Origin of the sequence: Micrococcus sp. KRD070, assembly GCF_017168435.1 — a bacterium.
In the GTDB taxonomy this organism is placed as follows: Bacteria; Actinomycetota; Actinomycetes; order Actinomycetales; family Micrococcaceae; genus Micrococcus; species Micrococcus luteus.
Genome location: NZ_JABFNH010000018.1, coordinates 10,210 through 11,648 on the forward strand (window position 1 = coordinate 10,210; position 1,439 = coordinate 11,648).

At 72.7% G+C, this 1,439-nt stretch carries 1 protein-coding gene; it reads right to left on the reverse strand.

Annotated features, from left to right (window positions below; translation table 11 throughout):
• Positions 1 to 115: 115 nt before the first annotated feature.
• On the reverse strand, positions 116 to 1,439 hold a 1,324-nt coding region (locus J1M38_RS06275; RefSeq protein ID WP_241246525.1), incomplete at its 5' end, for a uracil-xanthine permease family protein.

The window sequence follows — 1,439 nt, forward strand, 5'->3', positions numbered from 1 at the left end:
CGCCCTGCCCGCCCCCGCCCAGCGTTTTCGAACGTGAAAGGGGGGTTCTCAGCGCTTTCGGTCGTGAGATTGGCCCTATCTCACGACCGAAAGTGCGCGTGGCGCGGGATCGGGGTCAGCCGAGCCGGCCGGCCTCCGAGGCCTCGAACTCCTCCTCGTCCTCGGGCACCGGCTCGGTGCCGCGGGCGCGGGCGATCGCCGTCATGAGGTGGTACACCACCAGGGCGGCGACCGTGCCGAGCGTGATGCCGCCGAACACGAGCCCGCCGACCACGAGCTGGGGGTCGGCGATCGCGATGATCAGGCCCGCACCCGCCGTCATGAGGTTCACGGTGTTGGAGAAGTCCACGCGGTTCTGCACCCAGATGCGCACGCCCATCATGCCGATCATCCCGTAGAGGATGATGCCCGCGCCGCCGGCCACCCCGGCCGGGATGGTGGCGACGGCGGCCCCGAACTTCGGCAGGAACGCGAGGGCGATCGCGGTCAGGCCGGCCACCCAGTACGCCGCCGTCGAGTAGACGCGCGAGCTGGCCATCACGCCGATGTTCTCCGCATACGTGGTGGTGCCGACGCCGCCGCCCGCGCCGGAGAGCATGGTGGACAGGCCGTCCGCGATCAGGGCACGGCCGGTGAGCGGGTCCAGGTCGCGCTTGGTCATCAGCCCGACGGTCCTGACATGGCCGATGTTCTCCGCGACCAGCACGAGCACGACGGGCAGGAACAGGGGCAGCAGGTCCCAGCGCAGCTCCGGGCCGTGGAAGGGCGGCAGCCCGATCCAGGCGGCCTCCCCGACGGCGGCGAAGTCCACCTGGCCCTGCGCGAGGGCCAGCACGTAGCCCACCACGATGCCCACGAGGATGGACAGGCGGCCCAGGAGCCCCCGGAACGTCACGGCCGTGAGCACCACCGCCAGGGCCGTGCCGAACGTGGTGACCGGCACCTCCTGCATGGCCGTCGTCGTGGCGCCGGCGAGGTTGAGGCCGATCAGGGCCACGATCGTGCCCATCACCGCCGGCGGCATGAGCGCGTGGATCCACCCGGTGCCGGCGCGGTGCACGATCGCGCCGATCACCGTGAGCAGCAGGCCCGTCACCAGGATGCCGCCGAGCGCGGCCCCCGTGCCGCCGATCGCGGCGGCGGCCGTCAGGGGTGCGATGAACGCGAACGAGCTGCCCAGGTACGAGGGCAGGCGGTTGCCCGTGATGACCAGGAAGAGCAGGGTGCCCAGGCCGGAGAAGAGCAGCGCCGTCGTCGCGGGCATGCCGGTCAGGGCGGGCACGAGCACGGTGGCGCCGAACATGGCCATCACGTGCTGCACGCCGATGCCCACGGTCCGGGGCCAGCTCAGCCGCTCGTCCGGGGCGACGACGGTGCCCGGGGTGATGGTGCGGCCGTCGCCGTGGAGGCGCCAGCCGGGGCCGCGCGAGGGCCGGGTG